3 protein-coding genes and 1 other annotated feature are annotated in these 3990 nt (G+C 39.1%); of the genes, 2 read left to right on the forward strand and 1 reads right to left on the reverse strand.

Translation table 11 applies throughout. The features are described from left to right. Positions 1-663 precede the first annotated feature (663 nt). Positions 664-1650, reverse strand: coding sequence for a tryptophan--tRNA ligase (trpS, locus tag CSV79_RS16275; protein ID WP_099690094.1), 987 nt, complete (start codon positions 1648-1650; stop codon positions 664-666). Between the two features lie 69 nt (positions 1651-1719). Then, positions 1720-1936: a binding site (T-box leader), on the reverse strand. A gap of 428 nt (positions 1937-2364) precedes the next feature. Between trpS and spxA the strand changes: the two genes are divergently transcribed. Beyond that, complete coding sequence (spxA, locus tag CSV79_RS16280) at positions 2365-2763, forward strand: transcriptional regulator SpxA (RefSeq protein ID WP_009765721.1); 399 nt, start codon at positions 2365-2367, stop codon at positions 2761-2763. Between the two features lie 238 nt (positions 2764-3001). Beyond that, positions 3002-3652 (forward strand): adaptor protein MecA, encoded by a 651-nt coding sequence (mecA, locus tag CSV79_RS16285; protein WP_099690095.1) that lies wholly within the window; start codon positions 3002-3004, stop codon positions 3650-3652. Positions 3653-3990 lie beyond the last annotated feature (338 nt).

Raw genomic sequence — 3990 nt, forward strand, 5'->3', positions numbered from 1 at the left:
GTTGCTCTTCCTTTCTGGCTCATTGCGGGAGCCATCCGCCAGCGCCGAAGTGGGTACAATGACAAATTACTTCCCTTTATATAGAAGCGGATTGAAGTGTCTAGAACTTACTGAATCCCTAACTAACATCAAAGAGCTATGCCGCTTACTTTCCCTTACCAAACGAAGGCGCCTTACAAGCGGTAGGCGGAGCGATAAGACGGATAGGTGGTCTTCCTATCTGGCTTATTGTGGGAGCCATCCGCCAGCGCCGAAGTGAGTACAATGACGAATTACTTCTCTACTTACTGAAGCGTTATGAGGTGTCTAGAAGTTATCGTGGTCTTCCGCTTGTTAAATATAGCCGCTATCAACAAGTGTCAAAGTGAGTTCATTGACAGATGTTCTAGCGGCTCTTTACATTTATCCGGCTCTTGAAAAGAATGCTCGTCTAATTAACCTATCTCCATACATAAGATGAAAGAAAACGATAAAGGACGAGGATTAGTGTGACGCGTTTTCTATTATTCATTCTAAGTTATTGCACTATTGTTATTACACTCGCGAATTTACTTCTTTACTTGAACTACTCGGCACTTGGTTATGATTATCGGCAAATTTTGTTTTTTATCCTACAGTCAGCGGATTTTACGTTGCTAGTTGTAGCGAGTGTTCTGATAGTAATTACCGTCTACGCCCCAAGCCCATCGCAGCCTCCATCTTTTTAAGAGTAGCGCTTGCGATGGCGTTTGCTTTTACTGCACCTTGGTCAAGGATTTCGTCCAGTTCAGGTGAATTGATTAATTCATAATAACGCTGCTGAATAACTTCCAAATGATTGATAATTGCTTCGGCTACACCTGCTTTAAATGCTCCGTAACCCAGACCTTCGTATTTAGCTTCTAAGTCAGCGATAGATACACCGCTCAATGATGATTCAATAATCAACAGGTTGGAGACCCCAGGTTTGTTTTCCACATCGAATTTCACGATGCCTTCCGAATCTGTTACCGCACTTTTGATTTTCTTTTCAATTTCCTTCGGCGTATCTAAAATAGTGATCGTTGCTTTTTTATTTGGATCAGATTTACTCATTTTCTTTAAAGGATCTTGTAAAGATTTTATGCGTGCACCGTTTTTAGGAATACGAACGGCCGGAATTGTCAATACTTTACCGTAGCGGCTGTTAAAGCGCTCGGCCAAGTCTCGTGTTAACTCTAAATGTTGCTTCTGATCTTCTCCCACTGGAACAATATCTGTATTGTATAGAAGAATATCAGCTGCCATTAATGGAGGATATGTCAATAGGGCAGCGGAAACACCCTCAGCACCGTCAGATTTATCTTTGAATTGTGTCATACGTTCAAGTTCTCCGATGTAAGAAATGCATTGCATGATCCAGCCTGCTTGCGCGTGTGCAGGTACTTCTGACTGAATGAATAGCGTGGATTTTTCTGGATTAATACCGCTTGCGATATATGTAGCAGCTAGTGAGCGAATAGCTTTCTTTAAGTCGTCTGGATTTTGTTGCACCGTAATCGCGTGTTGATCGACGATACAGAAGATGCAGTCCTCTTCATTTTGTAGCTCGACAAATTGACGGAATGCCCCGATGTAGTTCCCCAAAGTGATGACGCCTGTTGGCTGAACGCCAGAAAAAATTGTTTTCATTAATATATTTCCTCCTTTTTCAAATAAAGAACTAAAAAATGGCATAAAAAAACACCAGTCATCCCTGTAAATAGGGACGATTGATGAAAAGGTAACCGTGGTACCACCCGAATTGCTTTATAAAAAGCCGCTCAAATCCCGTAACGTGGGGTAACGTGATGGACTACTCATATTCATCCATCAAGCTCAGGAGCCCATTCTTTTTGTACGGTTTTGCTTGTTTCCACCTAAGACAAGCTCTCTGAGAAAACCGCGGCAAAAATACTTTTTCCTTCATTGCCATTCACTTATTGCTTAAAATTATATAGCTTTATTTCGCTTTATGCAAACTTCATTAAGAATAAATAAAAATAGTTGATGCAAAGTGAAACCTTATAGTACATCTGTACGTACTATAATAGACTGAAGAAATGGTAAAATGTTTTATCTAAATGAGAATGACTTAATTTCATTGCGAGGGTTTAAAGTGATTAATTACCGGGTATAAAAGTATAAGATGTGCATTTATAGCAGAAAACTACATGATTCTTTTAAGGTTTGTAGAAATTTAAGAAATAATGTATTATGTATAATTTTTTTATAAAAAGTATATTAATTGAGAATGATTACGTGTATAATGGGTATTGTAAAGATAAATTATAATAATTCTAAATTAAAAAGTATAAACATACAAATCTAACTGAGCGTAAGCCATTGGAAAGGACGTGTCATTAAATGGGTGTCACACTTTATACATCCCCTAGTTGTACATCTTGTAGAAAAGCAAAAGCATGGTTGGAGGAACACGAGATTCCTTATACAGAGCGTAACATTTTCTCTGAACCATTGAATATCCAAGAAATCAAACAAATTCTTCGCATGACTGAAGACGGTACAGATGAAATTATTTCAACACGATCCAAGATATTCCAAAAACTAAATGTTGATGTGGAAAGTCTTCCACTTCAAAGACTATATGAATTAATTCAAGAGCATCCTGGCCTGTTAAGAAGACCAATCATTCTAGATGAAAAAAGACTCCAAGTAGGGTACAATGAAGATGAGATTCGTCGTTTCCTACCTAGAAAAGTTAGAGCCTATCAACTGCTTGAAGCGCGGCGAATGGTTAACTAATCTAAATAAAAAGCTGATAGGGATGACACTAGATATATTTGTGCCTATCAGCTTTTTTGAATTGAAAATTCCCTTGTATTCCTCTAGGCGTTTTACTTCAATGCTTACGTATATAAAGGTATATTATAATAAACCCTTTCGAAACTGACTGTGACGACATATAGTAGTAGTAAGCATTGCAAGTAAGTGTTCATTATTGACAGGGGAGGGCCTGTTTTACAGAAGGGAGAGATAAGGGATGGAAATAGAGCGCATTAATGAAAATACGGTTAAGTTTTATCTTTCTTATGGAGATATTGAAGCGCGTGGGTTTAGTAAAGAAGATGTTTGGTACAATCGTGATAAAAGCGAAGAGCTTTTTTGGGATATGATGGATGAGCTTGGTGACGATACAGAATTCGAAGTGGAAGGACCACTTTGGATTCAGGTCAATGCGATGAATGAAGGTATTGAAGTAATTGTTACACGTGCACATCTGCCGAAAAACGCAGAATCCTCTCAATTTCCTTTTGGTATCGAAGATCCAGAAGAATTATTTGATCCGATTTTTGACGCAATTAAAGAAGCGGAAGAAGATAGTGAGGAGGAATTGCAAGTCAATAACAGGTTGTTTGTATTCAATGAGTTCGATGAGTTGATTCCGTTAGCTTCTAAAATGATTTCACTCGAAGATCCATTTGAATCGCAGATCTTTGCATTCGAAGGTCGTTATTATCTCAACTTACGTTTCGACTATTCTCTAATTGACAAGAAACGTGCCAAGGATATAGCGAGTATGGTAACTGAATTCGGCGCACCGTCTAAAATGTCTATTTATCGGGTAGAAGAATACGGTACAATCGTTATGGAGTCCGACGCTTTCACTCAGATAAGTAAATTTTTCTCATAGCATTCTAAAAAGCTACCAGGAAACTGGTAGCTTTTTTGTGCGCATTCATTAGTTAAAGGATAAGTAGTGGTGTTCTTACTCACTGCGGCGCTGTCGGATGGCTCCCGCAATGAGTCAGACAGGAAGAACGCCTATCTGTCTCATTGCTCCGCCTACCGCTTGTAAGGCGCCTTCGTTTGGTATGGGAAAGTAAGCGGCATATTTCTTTGATGTTAGTTAGGGATTCAGTAAGTTCTAGACACTTCAATCCGCTTCTATATAAAGGGAAGTAATTTGTCATTGTACCCACTTCGGCGCTGGCGGATGGCTCCCGCAATGAGCCAGAAAGGAAGAGCAAC

This window comes from Sporosarcina sp. P13, from assembly GCF_002743055.1.
Classification (GTDB): Bacteria; Bacillota; Bacilli; order Bacillales_A; family Planococcaceae; genus Sporosarcina.

Coding starts and splice junctions, on each gene's coding strand:
- trpS (WP_099690094.1), bottom strand. CDS start 1,650: ATGAAAACAATTTTTTCTGGCGTTCAGCCAACAGGCGTCATCACTTTG.
- spxA (WP_009765721.1), top strand. CDS start 2,365: ATGGGTGTCACACTTTATACATCCCCTAGTTGTACATCTTGTAGAAAA.
- mecA (WP_099690095.1), top strand. CDS start 3,002: ATGGAAATAGAGCGCATTAATGAAAATACGGTTAAGTTTTATCTTTCT.